This window comes from Petrimonas mucosa (assembly GCF_900095795.1).
Lineage (GTDB): Bacteria > Bacteroidota > Bacteroidia > Bacteroidales > Dysgonomonadaceae > Petrimonas > Petrimonas mucosa.
Genome location: NZ_LT608328.1, coordinates 2,934,659 through 2,954,922, shown reverse-complemented (window position 1 = coordinate 2,954,922; position 20,264 = coordinate 2,934,659). Strand labels below are relative to the sequence as shown.

The 20,264-nt window shown below is 48.8% G+C and carries 14 protein-coding genes and 1 tRNA gene; 6 read left to right on the top strand and 9 right to left on the bottom strand.

All coding sequences use genetic code 11. The features are described 5' to 3' along the window. The first annotated feature begins 24 nt into the window (after window positions 1-24). The 6 genes from ING2E5A_RS11785 to ING2E5A_RS11760 all read left to right on the top strand — a co-directional run bounded on the left by ING2E5A_RS11785 (window position 25) and on the right by ING2E5A_RS11760 (window position 8,838). Window positions 25-723 carry an SIR2 family NAD-dependent protein deacylase gene (locus ING2E5A_RS11785; RefSeq protein WP_071137565.1) on the top strand — a complete coding sequence of 233 codons (699 nt, stop codon included), beginning with the start codon at window positions 25-27 and terminating at the stop codon, window positions 721-723. 197 nt (window positions 724-920) lie between these two features. Continuing rightward, on the top strand, window positions 921-3,512 hold the full coding sequence (gene mutS / locus ING2E5A_RS11780; RefSeq protein ID WP_083373433.1) for a DNA mismatch repair protein MutS: 2,592 nt from the start codon (window positions 921-923) through the stop codon (window positions 3,510-3,512). A gap of 9 nt (window positions 3,513-3,521) precedes the next feature. Next, window positions 3,522-4,094 (top strand): thymidine kinase, encoded by a 573-nt coding sequence (locus ING2E5A_RS11775; RefSeq protein WP_071137563.1) that lies wholly within the window; start codon window positions 3,522-3,524, stop codon window positions 4,092-4,094. Between the two features lie 104 nt (window positions 4,095-4,198). Next, complete coding sequence (locus ING2E5A_RS11770; protein WP_071137562.1) at window positions 4,199-4,666, top strand: hypothetical protein; 468 nt, start codon at window positions 4,199-4,201, stop codon at window positions 4,664-4,666. 104 nt (window positions 4,667-4,770) lie between these two features. After that, window positions 4,771-7,071 (top strand): ATP-dependent helicase, encoded by a 2,301-nt coding sequence (locus ING2E5A_RS11765; protein ID WP_071137561.1) that lies wholly within the window; start codon window positions 4,771-4,773, stop codon window positions 7,069-7,071. 114 nt (window positions 7,072-7,185) lie between these two features. After that, window positions 7,186-8,838, top strand: coding sequence for a diphosphate--fructose-6-phosphate 1-phosphotransferase (locus tag ING2E5A_RS11760; RefSeq protein ID WP_071137560.1), 1,653 nt, complete (start codon window positions 7,186-7,188; stop codon window positions 8,836-8,838). Between the two features lie 108 nt (window positions 8,839-8,946). Here the strand turns inward: ING2E5A_RS11760 and rpoC are convergent, their stop codons facing one another. The 9 genes from rpoC to ING2E5A_RS11715 all read right to left on the bottom strand — a co-directional run bounded on the left by rpoC (window position 8,947) and on the right by ING2E5A_RS11715 (window position 20,218). After that, on the bottom strand, window positions 8,947-13,230 hold the full coding sequence (gene rpoC / locus ING2E5A_RS11755) for a DNA-directed RNA polymerase subunit beta' (protein ID WP_071137559.1): 4,284 nt from the start codon (window positions 13,228-13,230) through the stop codon (window positions 8,947-8,949). A 25-nt stretch (window positions 13,231-13,255) separates the two neighbouring features. Next, a complete protein-coding gene (gene rpoB / locus ING2E5A_RS11750) occupies window positions 13,256-17,068 on the bottom strand; it encodes a DNA-directed RNA polymerase subunit beta (protein WP_071137558.1) in 3,813 nt (1,270 codons plus the stop codon). 97 nt (window positions 17,069-17,165) lie between these two features. Then, entirely contained in the window at window positions 17,166-17,546 is a 381-nt protein-coding gene (gene rplL, locus ING2E5A_RS11745) for a 50S ribosomal protein L7/L12 (protein WP_071137557.1), read from the bottom strand. Window positions 17,547-17,593: 47 nt separating this feature from the next. Continuing rightward, a complete protein-coding gene (rplJ, locus tag ING2E5A_RS11740; protein ID WP_071137556.1) occupies window positions 17,594-18,118 on the bottom strand; it encodes a 50S ribosomal protein L10 in 525 nt (174 codons plus the stop codon). Between the two features lie 17 nt (window positions 18,119-18,135). Then, a complete protein-coding gene (rplA, locus tag ING2E5A_RS11735) occupies window positions 18,136-18,834 on the bottom strand; it encodes a 50S ribosomal protein L1 (protein ID WP_071137555.1) in 699 nt (232 codons plus the stop codon). A gap of 20 nt (window positions 18,835-18,854) precedes the next feature. After that, window positions 18,855-19,298 (bottom strand): 50S ribosomal protein L11, encoded by a 444-nt coding sequence (rplK, locus tag ING2E5A_RS11730; protein ID WP_071137554.1) that lies wholly within the window; start codon window positions 19,296-19,298, stop codon window positions 18,855-18,857. Between the two features lie 73 nt (window positions 19,299-19,371). After that, a complete protein-coding gene (gene nusG, locus ING2E5A_RS11725) occupies window positions 19,372-19,914 on the bottom strand; it encodes a transcription termination/antitermination protein NusG (protein WP_071137553.1) in 543 nt (180 codons plus the stop codon). 19 nt (window positions 19,915-19,933) lie between these two features. After that, on the bottom strand, window positions 19,934-20,125 hold the full coding sequence (secE, locus tag ING2E5A_RS11720; protein WP_071137552.1) for a preprotein translocase subunit SecE: 192 nt from the start codon (window positions 20,123-20,125) through the stop codon (window positions 19,934-19,936). A gap of 20 nt (window positions 20,126-20,145) precedes the next feature. Next, window positions 20,146-20,218 (bottom strand) — tRNA-Trp (locus ING2E5A_RS11715). Window positions 20,219-20,264 lie beyond the last annotated feature (46 nt).

The following is a 20,264-nucleotide window of genomic DNA, read 5'->3' as shown; positions in this document are numbered from 1 at the left end:
GATAACCATCTAATCGGTAAAAAGATGAAAAAGAAACTGGTTGTACTGACCGGAGCGGGAATGAGTGCCGAAAGCGGGATATCTACATTTCGCGATTCCGGCGGATTATGGGAAAAATATCGCGTGGAGGATGTGGCCACGCCAGAGGCATTTCAACGAAATCCGGCACTTGTGTTGGAGTTTTACAATATCAGGCGTCGTGAACTGATCAAAGCAAAACCCAATGAGGGCCATATTGGGATTGCAGAGATGGAAAAAGATTTTGATGTGCAGATAATTACGCAGAATATTGATAATTTGCACGAACGTGCGGGAAGTACTCGGGTGTTGCACCTGCATGGCGAACTGATGAAGGCAAGATCTGTAGGTGACGCATCTCTGATCTATGAGCTGCCGGTCGACAATCCGGATATCAATATTGGCGACAAGTGTGAGAAGGGGTTTCAATTGAGACCGCACGTCGTCTGGTTTGGCGAGGCGGTACCGTTGATCGAAGAGGCCGCTGAAATGGTGGCGGGTGCAGATATCTTTGTTATTATCGGTACTTCGATGAATGTTTATCCTGCAGCTGGATTGCTCGACTACGTAAAGAAAAATGTACCTGTTTACCTGATCGATCCCAAAGATGTGAACACGGGTCGGAACCATGATGTGAATCACATTGTTAAAGGGGCGTCAGAGGGGGTGAAGGAGCTTCGCCGGATACTTGAGAACCGGAAGTGAAGGTGAGAATTAATCATAAGTCAGAAAACAAAAAAATAGTATCTTTGTTATCCTTTTTCAAAAGAGAGGAGAGATCCTCCATTGTATGGACAGTGCTGCAAAGGATTCAGGACAGCCTGTTCCAGGCGTGGAAGGTCTGGAATATTCAATCCATTTAATTGTAAAGAACAGTGAGCAGGCAGGTAGTTGAAACCCCGATGATGAAACAGTATAACGAGATTAAACGACAACATCCCGATGCTGTTTTACTCTTTAGGGTGGGCGATTTCTATGAGACCTTTTCAGACGATGCGATTACTGCTTCGGAGATTCTGGGAATAACGTTGACACGCCGTGCCAACGGAGCGGCCCAATTTGTGGAATTGGCCGGATTTCCCCATCATGCCCTTGATACCTACCTGCCAAAACTGGTTAGGGCGGGAAAACGTGTCGCTATCTGCGATCAGCTGGAGGACCCAAAGCTTGCCAAGACAATTGTGAAACGTGGCATCACTGAACTGGTTACGCCAGGGGTTTCCATTAACGATAATGTGTTGGTTCATAAGGAGAACAATTTTCTTGCAGCCCTCTATTCAACTGACGGAAAGCTGTTCGGGATCTCGTTCCTCGATATTTCTACAGGTGAGTTTCTCACAACCGAAGGGAACAGGGACGAGACCGACAAGCTGCTCTCCAGCTTTTCACCCAAGGAGATTCTAATTGAGCGTGGCAGTAAACGTAAGTTTGGGGAGAATTTCGGGCAGGACTACCTGTTCTATGAACTGGATGATTGGATCTTTACCGATGATGCCTCCCGCGAAAGGTTGTTGGCTCACTTCAAAACCAAGAATCTGAAGGGATTTGGAGTGCAACACCTGACTCTTGGTATTGTTGCCTCCGGAGCCATCTTGCATTACCTCGACATAACCCAGCATACCCAGATCAGTCACATTACGTCACTCAGGCAGATCGACGATAGCCGTTACGTGAAACTGGACAAGTTCACGGTCCGAAGCCTGGAACTGATTACACCGATGAATGAAGGGGGAAAGAGTCTCCTCAATATCCTGGATAAAACCATCTCTCCCATGGGGTCGCGTATGTTGCGTCGATGGATGGTCTTTCCCCTGAAGGATGTCCGGTCGATCGACGAGCGTCTCGATGTGGTGGAGAATTTTTTTCGCGAAACTGAACTGAAACGTCTGCTGGAAGAGAAACTTTCCCTGATCGGTGATCTGGAACGGATTATCTCCAAGGCAGCCGTAGGCAGGATCTCCCCACGCGAAGTGGTACAGTTGAAAGTGGCATTAATGGCCATTGAACCGATTCGTGAGGCTTTCCTTTCGTCTGACAATGCCGTTATCCGGGGGATGGGGGAGAAACTGGATCCCTGTAGCGCTATCCGCGACCGGATAGAACGGGAGATTGTTCCTGATCCGCCAGTGCAACTGAATAAGGGGGGAGTGATAAGAAAGGGAGTGGATGAGCAGCTCGATGAATTGCGCAACATAGCCTTCTCGGGCAAGGACTATCTTCTTCAACTTCAACAGCAAAAAATTGACGAGACAGGTATTCCCTCCCTGAAGATTGCCTTCAACAATGTCTTCGGATATTATATCGAGGTGCGGAATACCCACAAGGATAAGGTGCCCGACACCTGGATACGGAAACAGACACTGGTAAACGCAGAGCGATACATTACCGAAGAGTTGAAAGCGTATGAGGAGAAAATTCTGGGAGCCGAAGAGAAAATTGCGATAGTTGAGGCAACACTTTACAATGCGCTTGTTGAGAGCCTGTTAGAATATATTCCTGCTATTCAGGGTAACGCTGCTGTAATTGCAAGGGCAGACTGCCTGCTCTCGTTTGCCAAGGTGGCCGGGGAGAACAGATATATCCGTCCCGAAATCAACGACTCGGATGCGATCGATATCAAAGGCGGTAGACACCCTGTCATTGAAAAACAGCTCCCTCCCGACGAACCCTATGTAGCCAATGATGTATACCTCGATCGGGATACACAGCAGATCATCATCATTACCGGTCCCAATATGGCCGGAAAGTCGGCACTGCTTCGTCAGACCGCACTGATAACTCTCATGGCACAAATCGGATGTTTTGTTCCGGCAGAATCGGCGAAGATCGGGCTGGTGGACAAGATCTTTACCCGTGTGGGCGCATCCGACAACATATCGTTGGGTGAATCCACGTTTATGGTGGAGATGAACGAGGCGGCCTATATCATTAACAATATTACCGAGCGAAGCCTGGTGCTTTTCGACGAGTTGGGCAGGGGGACAAGTACCTACGACGGGATCTCCATTGCCTGGTCGATTGTGGAATATATCCATGAACATCCCCGGGCAAAAGCCAAGACCCTCTTTGCTACGCACTATCACGAGCTGAATGAGATGGAGAAATCGTTTAAGCGAATTAAAAACTACAACGTTGCCGTGAAGGAGGTAGACAACAAGGTCATCTTTTTAAGAAAATTGGTTCCTGGTGGAAGTGAACACAGTTTCGGTATTCATGTCGCTAAGATGGCCGGGATGCCTCAAAGCATCACCAAGCGGTCGGAAGCGATCCTGCAACAGATGGAGGCTGCAAATCGCAGACAGGGAATCAATAAGCCGATCAAGGATATCGTGGAGAATCGGGAGGGGTATCAACTCAGTTTTTTCCAGCTGGATGATCCGGTGCTGAGCCAGGTCCGCGACGAGATCCTGAACCTCGACGTAAACAACCTCACACCTCTTGAGGCATTGAATAAGTTGAACGAGATAAAAAAAATCGTAAAAGGAAAGCAATAGAAAGATCAAATGTACAACAATCCAAAGGAAACTCACTGCAAGGGACGTATCGAGGTTATCTGCGGTTCCATGTTCTCCGGAAAGACCGAGGAGTTGCTGCGACGGTTGCGTCGTGCAAAAATTGCCCGTCAGGAGGTAGAGATATTCAAACCAGCCATAGATGTCCGCTATTCACAGGAGGAGGTGGTGTCGCACGACAGGAACTCCATCCCTTCAACACCCGTGGAGCACTCCAGCAATATCCTGCTGCTCTCTTCCGAAGTTGAAGTGGTGGGTATTGACGAAGCTCAATTTTTTGACAATGGACTGGCCGAGGTTTGTCAGCAATTGGCCGATCAGGGCATCCGTGTTATTGTGGCCGGTCTCGATATGGATTTTAAAAGGGTCCCCTTCGGGCCGATGCCTGCCTTGTGTGCCATTGCCGATGATGTGACCAAGGTGCATGCCATCTGTGTCAGATGCGGTTCACTGGCCAGCTATTCACACCGCATAGTGGAGGGGGAGAAGCAGGTGATGTTGGGAGAAATGCAGGAGTACCAGCCGCTTTGCAGGAATTGCTATTTGCATGAAAAGGGGAGGTGACCGCCACCTTTTTTTTACAGTTGTAAACAAATTTCAAATCGGTGTGTTTATAATAAGAAAGTGTTAAAATAGCACGGGAAATCATTTACTTAAAACATTAACTTATGAAAATTAGAAATTTTCTTATTGTTACAGCCTTGGCAGTTGCAGCAATAACCACGACTGCAAGCGCGCAGAACTACACTACGGCTGTTGGTGCAAGATTAGGTTATGACAACGGTATTACACTGAAACACTTCTTTGCTCCGGCAAGTGCTTTTGAGGGATTATTGAGCGTCTCTCCTCGATACTTTCAGCTGACCGGAATGTATGAATATCAGCAACCGCTTCCGGGAGCACCCGGACTCGACTGGTATGTGGGTTTGGGAGCCCACCTGGGTAACGTCTACTATAAAAATTATGATGGTGGTCGTTTTCTCCTCGGTGCAGATCTTATAGGCGGACTCGAGTATGCATTTCCTACCGCCCCTTTTGTGGTATCGCTCGACTGGAAGCCTTCGTTTAACTTTACCAACGACTATAACGACTATTGGTTTGCAGGACTGGCTCTCAGTTTGCGATACAGATTCTGATAACTGCAGGTTCAACCGCATGATGAAACCGTTCTCAACCGAGAGCGGTTTTTTTATGAGAGTACGTTTAAAAGTCGTATTTTTGTATTCTATTCTTCGAAAAGATGGAACATCTACTCAGTCAGTTAAATCAGAGACAACGTGAAGCCGTTGAATTTTGCGACGGGCCCTCACTGATCATTGCAGGTGCAGGATCGGGAAAGACCCGTGTGCTAACATACAAGATTGCTTACCTGCTGGAGCAGGGACTCCCGCCATACTATATCCTGGCCCTCACTTTTACCAACAAGGCTGCCCGCGAGATGAAATCGCGGATTGCGGAGCTGGTGGGAGAGAAGAAGGCTCGGCAGCTTTGGATGGGGACGTTCCACTCCATCTTTTCGCGCATGTTGAGAAGCGAAGCCGAAAGGATCGGGTTTACTTCCAATTTTACCATCTTCGATGCTTCCGATTCGGCCAACCTGGTGCGACTCATCATCAAGGAGATGCAACTTGACGACAAGGTCTACAGACCCGGAGCGGTTCATGGACAGATATCGCGTGCAAAGAACGGCCTGCTGACCCCCGGGATGTACGCACAAAACCGTGAGATTATCGAGTACGACCGACTTGCCAAACGACCGCAGCTGCATGAGATCTACCGGCTTTATCAGAACAGGCTCAAGGCAGCTAACAGCATGGATTTCGACGACTTGTTGCTCTATACCAATATCCTGCTGCGCGATAATCCCGATGTACTGGAAAACTACCGGAACCGGTTCCAGTTCATCCTGGTTGATGAGTATCAGGATACCAATTTTGCACAACACCTCATCGTAAAACAGCTGGCCGGAGAGCATCACCGCGTATGTGTAGTGGGTGATGATGCACAAAGCATCTATTCGTTCCGTGGAGCCAATATCGATAATATTCTGAAGTTCAAATCTACTTTCCCGCAGACACGCATTTTCAAGCTGGAACAAAATTACCGGTCGACGAAAAATATCGTAAATGCTGCCAACAGTCTTATAAAAAAGAACAAGGAGCAGATATTCAAGGAGATTTTCTCGGAAAATGAGGAGGGGGAAAAGATAGAGGTGGTGAGTGCCTTTTCCGACTTTGAGGAGGGAGTGATTGTGGCCAACAAGATTGCTCGGATGCGATTTGAGGAGCATGCCCGGTTTTCGGATATTGCCATTCTTTACCGTACAAATGCCCAGTCGCGGATTTTTGAAGAGTCGTTACGAAAGAAGAATATACCCTACATCATTTATGGAGGGCTCTCATTTTATCAGCGGAAGGAGATCAAGGATATCATCAGCTATTTCCGGTTGATTGTCAATCCCGGAGATGAGGAGGCCTTCAGACGTGTCGTGAACTATCCTGCCAGGGGCATCGGTGATGTAACGGTGAGGAAATTAAGCGAAAAGGCAAGGCTGCATAATGTCAGCCTTTGGGAAGTGATCTCATCGCCGTTGCAATATAACTTGGAGGTGAATGCCGGTACTGCCCGTAAACTTGGTCTGTTCCACGAAATGATCGGCCGGTTTATTGCAGCTAATGAGACCATGAGTGCGTTTGAACTGGCGCAGATGGTAATCAAGGAGACGGGCATCGCCAGGGAGGCCTATGAAGATCTCACTCCAGAGGGGATGAGCAGGACTCAGAACATCCAGGAGCTTGTAAATGCAATCAACGAGTTTGTATCGGAGAGAAAGGAGGAGGGCAATGATGCGGTGCGGCTGGTAGATTTCCTTTCGGAGGTGTCACTCCTGACAGATCAGGATATGGGTGATGATGACGAGAAGGAGAAAGTCACGCTGATGACTGTGCATACGGCCAAGGGTCTGGAATTCGATCATGTCTTCGTGGTAGGGATGGAAGAGGATCTTTTCCCTTCAAGTATGGCCAAATCAGAGCCGAGGGGCCTTGAAGAGGAGCGGCGCCTCTTTTATGTGGCAATAACCCGGGCAAGGAAAACCTGTACCATCACCTTTGCCAGGAGCCGTTTCAGGAACGGAGTCACCAATCCTACTCGTGAGAGCCAGTTCCTGAAAGATATTGATCCCCGTTTCCTCCTGATGGAACAGAAAACGTTGACCACCTCCCGTGAAGGATCGGCCGATGGTTTCTGGGAGTCGATGCGACAACGCCGGGAGAGCAACATGCCGGAAAGAGCGACGCCTGCACCGCCACAACCGGTTAAGCGAGTTCCTCTCCAAGCGGCCGTCAGCTCATCAGCAAAGATCTCTGAAGCGGCTGAACAGCTGATGGTGGGAAATGTGATCGAACATGAAAGGTTCGGTAGGGGAGTGGTAACCTCGATTGAGCTGTTGGGAGGTGACAAGCGGGCTTTTGTAACTTTCGACTCGGCTGGACAGAAGCAGTTGTTGTTGAAATTTGCCAAATTCAGGATAGTGGAGTGATGCCGAAAAATAGCGTTGCCTATTGCTTGAGCATCTCAGAAAAAAATGCTAAATTTGGACTCTTTTTCAGCTAAACCATCAACAAGAAATAAATCCTTTAAATTTTAGAACAAGATGTCAAAAAGTGCTTTACAAATTGCCCGGGCAAGCTACGTTCCGAAGATGCCGCAGGTATTGAGGGGTAATGTGCAGCCCAAAGAGGGTGCAGCTACCGAATCGGTAAGCGATCAGGAGGAGATAAAAAAACTGTTTCCAAATACGTATGGTATGCCCATCATCACTTTCGAAGAGTCACAGAGAGAGATGGGATTGGAAAATCCTGTAAACGTGGGAGTAATTCTCTCAGGGGGACAGGCACCCGGAGGACACAACGTGATTGCCGGAATTTTTGATGGCATCAAGCGACTGAATCCCGACAGCCGGCTCTATGGTTTTATCCTGGGACCTGCAGGATTGGTAAATCATGAATACAAGGAGCTCACGGCAGATATTATCGACGAATACCGGAATACGGGAGGTTTTGATATTATCGGTTCAGGCCGTACCAAGCTCGAAGAGAAGGAGCAGTTCGACAAGGGATTGGAAATTCTGAAGAAACTCAACATCGGAGCCCTGGTTATCATTGGAGGTGACGACTCAAATACCAATGCTTGCGTGTTGGCCGAGTATTACAAATCGATCAATGCAGGTGTGCAGGTTATCGGCTGCCCGAAAACCATCGACGGCGACCTTAAAAACGATCAGATCGAGACCTCATTCGGTTTTGATACTGCCTGCAAGGTCTATTCGGAGATGATCGGCAATATCCAGCGCGACTGCAATTCGGCCCGTAAATATTGGCATTTCATCAAGCTGATGGGGCGCTCTGCATCGCATATCGCCCTTGAATGTGCGTTGCAGACACAACCCAATATCTGTATCGTTTCGGAAGAGGTAGAAGCTAAACAACAATCGCTCGACGATGTTGTGAATGATATTGCTACAATTGTTGCCAAACGCGCAGAGAAGGGGCTCAATTTCGGTACCGTTCTGATTCCGGAAGGACTGATTGAGTTCATTCCCGCAATGAAGGCACTGATTGCAGAGCTGAACGATTTTCTGGCCCACAACCAGGCCGAGTTTGATATGGTTCGCCGCTCTGGAAAACGTGACTATATCATCAGCAAGCTTTCACCGAAAAATTCTGAAATTTATGCCAGTCTACCCGAGACTGTCGCCCGTCAGTTGACGCTCGACCGCGACCCGCACGGTAACGTACAGGTATCTTTGATAGAAACGGAGAAACTGTTGGCAGAAATGGTGAAGACCAGGCTCGACGAGTGGAAGAAGGAGGGAAAATATAAGGGCAAATTTGCTACCATTACCCATTTCTTCGGTTATGAAGGTCGTTGTGCCACCCCGTCCAACTACGACGCCGACTACTGTTATTCGTTGGGCTACACCGCCTCGATGCTGATTGCAGCAGGTAAGACCGGATACATGTCGTCGGTACGCAACACCACGGCTCCCGCCAGCGAATGGATTGCAGGTGGCATACCCATCACAATGATGATGAATATGGAGCGTCGTCACGGTGCAATGAAGCCGGTTATCCAGAAAGCGCTGGTCAAACTCGACGGCAATCCGTTCCGCTATTTTGCCAGCAATCGTGAAAAGTGGGCCATCGAGACCAGCTATCTCTATCCGGGACCCATTCAGTATTTCGGCCCGACCGAAGTGTGCGACCAGCCCAGCAAGACTTTGCAACTGGAGCAAAAGAGCAAATAGGATCAACCCTCATCTTCGTCGGGAAGATAAACAAGAAAACCCGCAGGCGGTGCAATACCAACTGCGGGTTTCTTATTGTTAGCCGGCGACGGGGCCGTTGTCTCCCCGTTACGCCTCTTCTACTTCCTGATAGAGGGATGAACGTCTGCCGACATTCATCTTGTCGAAATCCTCCTTTGAACCTACGATGATCTTGTCGTATTCGCGCAGACCTGTTCCGGCAGGTATCAGGTGTCCGCAAATCACGTTCTCCTTCAACCCCTCCAGCGTGTCTACCTTTCCATTGATGGCGGCATCGTTCAACACCTTGGTGGTTTCCTGGAACGAGGCGGCCGACATGAAGCTGGTAGTCTGCAGTGCAGCACGGGTGATACCCTGCAATACCTGGTTGGCCGTTGCGGGAATGGCATCACGTGCTTCCACCAGTCGCAGGTCGCGCCGTTTCAGCGAACTGTTCTCATCGCGCAGTTTGCGGACAGTTACAATCTGTCCCGGTTCGAAAATCTGGGAATCTCCCGGATCGACGATCACCTTCTTGCCCCAGATGCGGTCGTTCTCTTCCATCATCTCGTGCTTGTCGACAAGTTGCTGTTCGAGGAAACGGGTATCTCCCGGCTCAACCACCTCAACCTTGCGCATCATCTGACGGACAATCACCTCGAAGTGCTTGTCGTTGATCTTCACACCCTGCAGGCGATATACGTCCTGTACTTCGTTCACGATATATTCCTGAACTGCCGTGGGACCCATGATCGCCAGGATATCGGCCGGAGTGATGGCTCCGTCCGACAGGGGCATGCCGGCACGAACAAAGTCGTTCTCCTGCACAAGAATCTGTTTCGACAGCGGAACGAGGTATTTCTTTACCTCACCCGTTTTGGATGTAACGGAGATCTCCTGGTTTCCACGTTTGATTTTTCCAAACGATACCTCACCGTCAATTTCAGATACAACTGCAGGGTTGGACGGGTTGCGCGCCTCAAACAGTTCGGTAACGCGCGGAAGACCTCCGGTGATGTCGCCCGATTTGCCGACGGCACGCGGAATCTTCACCAGTACGTCGCCCACCCTGATCTCGTCGTTTTCATTCTTTACGATGTGGGCACCAAGTGGTAGCGTGTAGGTGCGGAGAATATCGTCGTTCTCGTTTACAATATGGGCCGATGGAGCTTTGGTCTTGTCACGCGACTCGATGATCACCTTCTCCTTCAGACCGGTCTGCTCGTCCGATTCCACCTTGTAGGTGATACCTTCCAGGAAGTTCTCGAACTTGATCCGACCGGTTGCCTCCGAAATGATTACCGCATTGAACGGGTCCCATTCGCAGATCAGATCGCCCTTCTTTACCTTGTCGTTGTCGTTGTAATAGAGTTTGGAGCCGTAGGGGATATTGTGAGAAAGCAACACGATCTTGGTGTTGGGATCGATAATTCTCATTTCAACCAGACGGCTTACCACCACCTTGTAGGGTTTGCCTTCAGCATCCTGACTCTCCACGTAACGAAGCTCGTCAAATTCCAGGATACCGTCGTATTTGGTGATGATCCGGTTTTCGGCGGCGATGTTGGAGGCGATACCACCCACGTGGAATGTCCGGAGAGTCAGCTGTGTACCCGGCTCACCGATCGACTGGGCGGCGATAACACCCACCGCCTCACCTTTCTGTACCATCTGGCCGGTAGCCAGGTTGCGTCCGTAACACTTTGCACAGACACCGTGACGCGATTCGCAGGTGAGTACCGAACGTATCTCGACCCGTTCGATGGGCGACTTGTCAATCTTCTCGGCAATCTCTTCCGTGATCTCCTCACCTGCACTGACCAGAATTTCGCCGGTAGTGGGGTGGGGGACATCGTGTACGGAGACACGTCCAAGAATACGCTCGTAAAGCGAAGCGATAACTTCATCGTTGTTCTTGATGGCCGTGGCAGCCAGACCGCGCAATGTGCCGCAGTCCACTTCGGTGATGATCACATCTTGTGAAACGTCTACCAGACGGCGGGTCAGATAACCGGCATCGGCAGTCTTCAAAGCCGTGTCGGCAAGACCCTTGCGGGCACCGTGCGTAGAGATGAAGTACTCCAACACCGAAAGTCCCTCCTTGAAGTTCGAAAGAATGGGGTTTTCGATGATCTGTGCCCCTTCGGCTCCACTCTTCTGCGGTTTGGCCATAAGACCACGCATACCGGAAAGCTGGCGGATCTGTTCACGCGATCCACGGGCTCCAGAATCGAGCATCATGTAGACGGAGTTGAAACCCTTGTCGTCCTCGGCAAGCTGTTTCATCAGGATGTTAGACAACTTGGAGTTGATATGGGTCCATGTATCGATGATCTGATTGTAACGCTCGTTGTAGGTGATGAACCCCATGTTGTAGTTCTCCATGATCTGCTCCACTTCGGCATAACCTTGCTGGATCAGCTCCTCCTTCTCCTTGGGGATGATCACATCCTCGAGGTTGAACGAGAGGCCTCCCTTGAACGCCATCTTGTAACCGAGGTCCTTGATGTCGTCGAGGTATTGGGCAGTACGTGCCACACCGCAAGTCTTGATCACTTTTCCGATGATGTCGCGGAGCGATTTCTTCGAGAGCAGTTCGTTGATATATCCCACCTCCTTCGGAATGTACTCGTTGGTGATTACACGACCGACGGTGGTCTGGTGCATCTTGCGGATCGGGTTGCCGTTTTCGTCGATATCGTCGACCACAACGTTTACCAGCGCATGAATATCTACTTTACCTTCATTATAAGCAATGATGGCCTCCTCTTCGCCGTAGAAGGTCATCCCCTCTCCCTTGGCTTCCGGGCGGATCTTGGTGATGTAGTACAATCCCAGTACCATGTCTTGCGACGGAACGGTGATGGGAGCGCCGTTTGCGGGGTTGAGGATATTGTGAGATGCGAGCATCAGCACCTGTGCCTCCAAAATGGCTTCATTGCCCAGCGGCAAGTGAACGGCCATCTGGTCACCATCGAAGTCGGCGTTGAATGCCGTACAGGATAGCGGGTGAAGCTGGATGGCCTTGCCTTCGATCAGCTTGGGCTGGAACGCCTGGATACCCAGACGGTGCAGTGTAGGGGCACGGTTCAGCAGGACGGGGTGTCCCTTCATCACGTACTCCAGAATATCGTATACAACCGGTTCTTTCCGGTCGACAATCTTCTTGGCCGATTTAACCGTCTTCACGATTCCCCGCTCGATAAGCTTGCGGATGATGAACGGCTTGTAGAGTTCGGCAGCCATATCCTTGGGCAGACCGCACTCGTGCATCTTCAGCTCGGGACCGACAACGATGACCGAACGGGCAGAGTAGTCTACACGTTTACCGAGAAGGTTCTGACGGAAACGTCCCTGTTTGCCTTTCAGACTGTCTGAAAGCGATTTCAGCGGACGGTTCGAGTCGGTCTTGATGGCGCTCGATTTGCGCGAGTTGTCGAACAGCGAGTCTACCGCCTCCTGCAACATGCGCTTCTCGTTGCGCAGAATCACATCGGGAGCCTTGATATCGATCAGCCTCTTCAGACGGTTATTTCTGATGATGACCCTACGGTAAAGATCGTTCAGGTCGGATGTGGCAAAACGTCCGCCATCCAATGGAACCAATGGCCGCAGATCGGGAGGAATCACCGGAATCACCTTCATGATCATCCATTCAGGCTTGTTCACATTCTTGGATGCCCTGAAGGCCTCTACAACCTGAAGCTGTTTCAATGCCTCATTCTTGCGTTGCTGAGATGAATCGGTGTTAGCCCTGTGACGCAACTGGTTGGCCAGCTTGTCGAGATTGATCCGTTCCAGCATATCCAGGATAGCCTCGGCTCCCATCTTGGCAATGAACTTGTTGGGGTCGCTGTCCTCCAACAGGTGATTGTCCTTCGGGAGCGTATCCAGAAGGTTGAGATACTCCTCTTCGCTTAGCAGATCCTTCTCTGCCACTTTGTCTTCGAGCACGCCCGGCTGAATCACTACATACCTCTCGTAATAGATGATGGAGTCCAGCTTCTTGGTAGGAATACCCAACAGATAACCTATCTTGTTGGGTAATGACCTGAAATACCAGATATGGGCCACGGGGACAACCAGGTGGATATGTCCGGTACGTTCACGGCGTACTTTCTTTTCAGTAACCTCAACACCGCAACGGTCGCAGACGATCCCCTTGTAGCGGATCCGTTTGTATTTGCCGCAGTGGCATTCATAGTCCTTTACGGGACCAAAGATGCGTTCGCAGAACAAACCGTCGCGCTCCGGTTTATAGGTGCGGTAGTTGATGGTCTCAGGTTTCAACACTTCGCCGAATGAACTTTCCAGTATTTGTTCGGGAGATGCCAAACTGATGGTTATTTTTGAAAAGTTACTCTTTATCTTGTTTTCTTTTCTAAATGCCATATTCTTGTCTTATAAAGAGTTATTGTTAATCAAGTTCTACGCTCAATCCCAATCCTTTAAGCTCATGCAGCAATACGTTCAAAGATTCGGGGATGCCGGGTTGCGGCATCGGTTCACCCTTCACGATAGCTTCGTAAGCTTTGGACCGTCCTACAACGTCGTCCGATTTGATGGTCAGAATCTCCTGCAGAATATGAGATGCGCCGAATGCCTCGAGCGCCCATACTTCCATCTCTCCGAAACGTTGTCCACCAAACTGGGCTTTACCACCGAGCGGTTGCTGCGTGATGAGCGAGTATGGTCCGATGGAACGTGCGTGCATCTTGTCTTCCACCATGTGTCCTAGTTTCAGCATATAGATGACTCCTACGGTAGCCGGCTGGTCGAAACGTTCGCCGGTGCCGCCGTCATAGAGGTAGGTTTTTCCGTAACGGGGGATACCAGCCTTGTCGGTCCATTCATTCAGGTCTTCCAGCGAGGCACCGTCGAAAATGGGGGTTGCGAATTTAACACCGAGTTCCTGTCCTGCCCAACCGAGAACAGTTTCAAAAATCTGCCCCAGGTTCATACGTGAAGGTACACCCAGAGGGTTCAACACGATGTCAACCGGTGTACCGTCGGCCAGGAATGGCATATCCTCGGCACGGACAATCTTCGATACGATACCCTTGTTACCGTGGCGTCCGGCCATCTTGTCTCCCACCTGGATCTTCCGTTTCTTGGCCACGTAGACCTTGGCGATCTGCATGATTCCGGAGGGAAGCTCGTCACCGATGGTCAGGTCGAAACGTTTCCGTTTAAGTTCGGCATCCAGCTCCTTGTGCTTGCGAAGGTAGTTGATAACCGTGGTACGGATCAACTGGTTCTTGTGTGCATCGTTGGTCCACTTGCTCAGCTGGACCGACTGGTAATCGATGTCAGCAAGCACCTTATGGGTAAATCTGGCCCCTTTCGGAACAATATCCATATTGGTATAATCCTTGACGCCGGCAGACGTCTTGCCTTCGGTCAGGTGCAGGAGTTTATCGATAAGCAACTTTCTCAGTTCTTCCATCTTGTTCTCATACTCTTCGTCGAGTTTGGGAAGAAGCGCTTTGTTCGACAACTTGCTTTTGCCTTTCTTAGCGGCTTTTGAGAACAGGTTCGTATTGATAACCACACCCTTAAGTGATGGCGAAGCTTTTAGAGAAGCATCTTTCACGTCGCCTGCCTTGTCGCCAAAGATGGCGCGAAGCAGTTTTTCTTCGGGTGATGGGTCGGATTCCCCTTTCGGCGTAATCTTTCCGATCAGGATGTCGCCCGGTTTCACACGTGCTCCCACGCGGATGATACCGTGTTCATCCAGATCCTTGGTAGCCTCTTCACTTACGTTGGGTATATCGGAAGTAAGCTCTTCCAACCCGCGTTTGGTCTCACGTACTTCGAGCGAGAACTCCTCTACGTGAACCGAGGTAAATATGTCTTCACTTACCAACCTTTCATTCAGAACAATCGCATCCTCGAAGTTGTAACCCTTCCAGGGCATGAATGCCACTTTCAGGTTGCGGCCCAATGCCAGTTCGCCATTTTCGGTGGCAAAACCTTCGGTGAGGATATCTCCTTTGGTAACCTTTTGTCCCACCCTGCAGATCGGACGCAGGTCGATGGTGGTGTTCTGGTTGGTCTTTCTGAACTTCGGAATGGAGTAGGTCTTGACGGCATCCTCAAAACTGGTAAACTCCTCTTCTTCCGTCCTGTTGTATTTAATCTTGATGGTGGTGGCATCCACGTAGATAACCTCTCCGTCACCTTCAGCCATCAGCTGTGTGCGTGAATCCTTCACCAGCCGGCCTTCAATTCCGGTGGCTACGATTGGCGCCTCACTTTTGATAAGCGGTACCGCCTGGCGCATCATGTTCGATCCCATCAGCGCACGGTTTGCGTCATCGTGCTCGAGGAACGGAATCAGTGACGCGGCGATGGAGGCAATCTGCATGGGCGAGACATCCATCAGGTCCACCTCTTCGGGTGCAACCACCGGGTAGTCTGCCTCCAACCTCGCCTTGACGCGTGGCAGGATAAATTCTCCTTTCTCATTCAGCGGAGCATTTCCCTGTGCAACCACTTTGTTTTCCTCCTCTTCGGCCGAAAGGTAAACCACTTCGTCGTTGTTGGTGTTTACCACGCCGTTCTCAACTTTGCGGTAGGGTGTCTCGATAAAACCTAGATCGTTGATCTTGGCATAGACGCAAAGCGAGGAGATCAGACCGATATTGGGTCCTTCCGGTGTTTCAATCGGACAGAGACGTCCGTAGTGCGTATAGTGTACGTCGCGCACCTCGAAACCGGCACGTTCGCGAGAGAGACCGCCAGGTCCCAATGCAGAGAGACGACGCTTGTTGGTTATCTCCGCCAGCGGATTGGTCTGGTCCATGAACTGAGAGAGTGCATGGGTGCCGAAGAAGGTGTTGATAACCGAGGAGATGGTCTTCGCATTGATCAGGTCGATCGGGGTGAAGACCTCATTGTCGCGCACGTTCATCCTTTCACGGATGATACGGGCCATACGGTTCAATCCGACGCCGAATTGGGAGTAGAGTTGCTCCCCGACGGTGCGGACACGCCGGTTGCTCAGGTGGTCGATATCATCCACCACAGCTTTGGAGTTAACCAGTTCGATAAGGTATTTGATGATCTCAATGATGTCTTCTTTCGTCAAGACACGAATATTTTCGTCGATATTGAGACCCAGTTTCTTGTTCATTCTGTAACGCCCAACATCCCCAAGGTCGTACCTTTTCTCTGAAAAGAAGAGGTTGTTGATCACTTCGCGGGCGCTGGCGTCGTCTGCCGGTTCAGCACTGCGAAGCTGACGGTAGATGTGCCGGATGGCATCGATCTCCGTGTTGCTGGGGTCTTTTTGGAGCGTGTTATATATGATAGAGTAATCAGACGAATTGGGAGTCTCCTTATGTAGCAGGATGGAGGATACACCCGATTCGAGGATGTCATCGATATGTTCCTGGTCCAAAATGGTTTCCCGTTCAATAATCACTTCATTACGCTCGATGGAGGTTACTTCGCCGGTGTCTTCATCCACGAAGTCTTCCATCCACGATTTCAGCACGCGGGCTGCCAATTTTCTGCCGATGACTTTTTTCAGGTTGGCTTTGCTTACTTTCACCTCTTCGGCAAGGTCGAAGATTTCTAGGATATCCTTGTCGCTTTCAAAACCGATAGAACGAAGCAATGTGGTTACGGGCAGTTTCTTCTTCCTGTCTATGTAGGCATACATCACGTTGTTGATGTCCGTAGCAAACTCAATCCATGAACCTTTGAACGGTATAATCCTGGCAGAATAGAGGAGAGTTCCGTTGGCGTGTACACTCTGACCGAAAAATACACCGGGCGAACGGTGCAGCTGTGAAACGATAACCCTTTCTGCTCCGTTGATGATAAAGGTGCCCTTGTCGGTCATGTATGGAATGGTCCCCAAATAAACGTCCTGAATAACGGGTGCAAAATCTTCGTGATCGGGGTCGGTACAGTAGAGGTAAAGTTTAGCCTTCAGCGGAACACTGTAGGTAAGCCCTCTGTCTATACACTCCTCGATAGTGTAGCGTGGCGGATCAACAAAATAATCTAGAAATTCAAGGACGAAGTTGTTCCGGGTATCCGCAATGGGGAAATTCTCCGTGAAAACCTTATACAATCCTTCATTTTTTCTGCTTTCGGGGGGGGCGTCGAGCTGCAAAAAATCTTGAAACGATTTGAGCTGAATCTCCAGAAAATCAGGAAAATCAAGCGGGTTTTTTATCGACGCAAAATTGATTCGTTGGTTGGTGTTATTTGAAGACATGAGAGTGATTTTTTGAACCTAATATGTATTGACACAAAAGGTTAAGAATCTTCCGTTCGAAGATTCCTAACCAAATTAACCTCTTGAAAGGCAAATTTTATTTAAGTTCAACTTCAGCTCCTGCCTCTTCAAGTTGTTTTTTCAAAGCGTCAGCTTCGTCTTTTGTTACACCTTTTTTGATTTCGCTCGGAGCGCCGTCGACTAAATCTTTAGATTCTTTCAGACCAAGCCCGGTGAGTTCCTTAACTGCTTTTACAACAGCTAATTTAGCTGAGCCAGCGCTTTTGAGGATTACATCGAAAGATGTCTTCTCTTCAGCTGCAGCAGCAGCGTCACCGGCAACAGGACCAGCAGCAACAGCAACAGCTGCAGCAGCAGGTTCAATACCATACTCGGTTTTTAATATCTCAGCAAGTTCGTTAACCTCTTTTACTGTCAAGTTAACTAATTGTTCAGCAAATGCTTTTAAGTCTGCCATTTTTGTATTTATTAAATTGATTACTAATTCTGTTTGTTGAATGAAAATTAATTTTGCTTTTCCGACAACGTTTTCAAAACTCCATGGAGAATTGTACCGCCGGATTGGAGAGCCGAAATAACATTCTTAGCAGGCGATTGCAGAATGGTAATAACTTCTCCGATAAGTTCTGTCTTGCTCTTGATATTTACAAGGTCTTTCAGGGTGTTGGCTCCGATAAAGAAGCTTTCCTGAACGTAAGCACCTTTCAATGCAGGCACCGTCTCCTTGTTTTTGCTATATTTGTCAATGAGCTTGGCAGGAGCATTGGCATCGTTGGAGAACATGATGGCCGTATTTCCCTTCAACAGGGGATAAAGCTCCTCATAGTTTCCTTCAATCTTTTCCAATGCTTTACGCAACAAGGTATTTTTTACCACCAGCAACTTGATGTTCTGCTTGGAGCATTCCCTTCTCAGTACGCTTGTCTTTGCCGCATTGAGCGTGGCAATATCGGCAAGGTAGAAGTTTTCGTATTCCTGCAGGTTTGCTGCTATCTTCTCTATAATAATGCTTTTATCTTCCTTTTTCATAGATTCTTCTTTTTACATTAGATTTCGTCTACCGATTTAGTGTCCACTTTTAATCCCGGACTCATCGTACTGGAAAGATAAATACTCTTAATATAGGTACCCTTTGCTGCCGTCGGTTTCAATTTGATCAACGTTTGAATAAATTCTTTTGCGTTTTCAACAATTTTTTCGGGCTCAAAAGATACTTTGCCGATAGAGGTGTGGATAATACCTGCTTTATCTACTTTAAAGTCGATTTTACCCTGCTTTACTTCCTGAACAGCCTTAGCCACGTCGGGAGTAACAGTTCCGCTCTTGGGGTTAGGCATCAGTCCGCGAGGCCCCAATACGCGGCCAAGTGCACCGATCTTACCCATGATCTGTGGCTGTGTGATGATCACATCCACATCGGTCCAACCTCCTTTAATTTTTTCGATATATTCATCAAGTCCCACATAATCGGCCCCTGCCTCTTTGGCAGCAGCCTCTGCATCGGGAGTACACAATACAAGAACTCTTACTTGTTTACCGGTACCGTGTGGCAGGGAAACAACGCCCCTGACCATCTGATTGGCTTTTCGCGGATCTACGCCAAGGCGTACATCGATATCTACCGAAGCGTCGAATTTTGTGGTGGTAATCTCTTTCACCAATTTCGCAGCCTCCTTCAGCGTGTAGGTCTTTCCCGCTTCAATCTTGCTCAAAGCCAACTTCTGATTTTTTGTAAGTTTACCCATGTCTTAATTGAAGTTTATAATTAGTTATTTGCGGGAAATTCCCCTTTCACTGTGATACCCATGCTTCGAGCCGTTCCGGCAACCATCATCATTGCAGACTCAATTGTGAAGCAGTTCAAGTCGGGCATTTTTTCTTCGGCAATAGCCTTAACCTGTTCCCAGGTAACTTCCGCAATTTTCTTACGGTTGGGTTCTGCCGAGCCGCTCTTCTGTTTGGTTGCTTCCAATAACTGAATGGCAACGGGTGGTGTTTTAACAATAAAATCAAAAGACTTGTCGGTGTAGTAGGTGATTACCACTGGCAACACCTTTCCGGCTTTGTCTTGAGTTCTGGCATTGAATTGCTTGCAAAACTCCATGATGTTGATCCCTTTGGAACCCAATGCAGGTCCTACTGGGGGAGATGGGTTTGCAGCTCCTCCTTTGATTTGTAATTTTAGTTGTCCAGCAACTTCTTTAGCCATTTTTTTGATTTTAATAATTACTGTTTTCGAAACACTTAAAGAATTTACAGAATCTGCGTAACCAAATATCTGATTATTCTTTCTCTACTTGCATATAGCCCAACTCGAGCAGTTGAGCCCGTCCGAAGATTTTAACCATTACTTTGAGCTTCTTTCGCTCATCATTCACCTCCTCGACTACGCCGGAGAAACTGCAGAAGGGACCACTGGTCACCTTCACGATTTCACCTACATAATACTTTACATCCAGTTCGTCGCCTGCCTCTTCCAACTCATCCATAGTACCCAGGATCCGTTTCACTTCCATTTCGCTCAACGGTTGAGGGTTCGTGGTGTTGGGGAGAAATCCGGCAACATAGTTGATGTTTTTAAGTTGATGAATGACCTCACCCACAAGTTCAGCCTCAATAAGCACATAACCGGGAAGATAGGCACGCTCTTTCAGCACCCTCTTTCCGTTACGTACGGTATAAGTCTTTTCTGTGGGAATGAGAACTTGTGAAACGTACTTTCCTAAATCGGTTTTTTTAATTTCTGACTCAAGATATTCTTTGACCTTATTCTCTTTTCCACTAACGGAACGTAAAACGTACCATTTTTTTTCGCTTTCAGCCATTTTCTCTTAATTCAGAAAATTACAAAATACCGTAAAGAAATTTCACAATCCACTCAAAGGCGGAGTCCATGCCGAATACTATTAATGCAATGATGACGGAAGCTATCATCACAATCATTGTACTCCCGGCTAATTCCTTGCTGGATGGCCAAGATACTTTATAAACCAATTCGTTATAAGCATCTTTAATATATGCAACTATTTTTTTCATTGATTATTCGGATCGTTTTGCACGGGTCGAGAGACTCGAACTCCCGACACCTGGTTTTGGAGACCAGTGCTCTACCAACTGAGCTAGACCCGTAAGGTGCCTCCCCGACCCTCCCCGAAAGGAGGGAGAGGAGGAATAA